This is a genomic window from Aequorivita antarctica (assembly GCF_007997155.1).
GTDB classification, from domain to species: domain Bacteria; phylum Bacteroidota; class Bacteroidia; order Flavobacteriales; family Flavobacteriaceae; genus Aequorivita; species Aequorivita antarctica.
On record NZ_VORT01000065.1, the window covers coordinates 1 to 235 of the forward strand.

1 protein-coding gene is annotated in these 235 nt (G+C 44.7%); it reads right to left on the reverse strand.

The features are described from left to right. A partial coding sequence (locus ESU54_RS17725) for an HYR domain-containing protein (protein ID WP_146848203.1) occupies positions 1-235 on the reverse strand: 235 nt, incomplete at both ends.

Consider the following 235-nt stretch of genomic DNA (forward strand, 5'->3'; position numbering starts at 1 on the left):
CAAGGTTAACCACATTGTCCGCTGGGTTAGGGTATAACGCCAAACCTTTGTCCAATGAGTTCTCATCCACTCCAATAATTGTTGTAACCGTAAGTTCAAAATTACAGGTTGAAGTATTTCCATACTCGTCAGTGGCGGTCATTGTGATGGTGTAAGTTCCATCAGACAATGGCGTGCCCGGAGCGGGAACTTGAGTAGTGAGTGTTACAGGATCTGTACAGTTGTCAATTGCAGT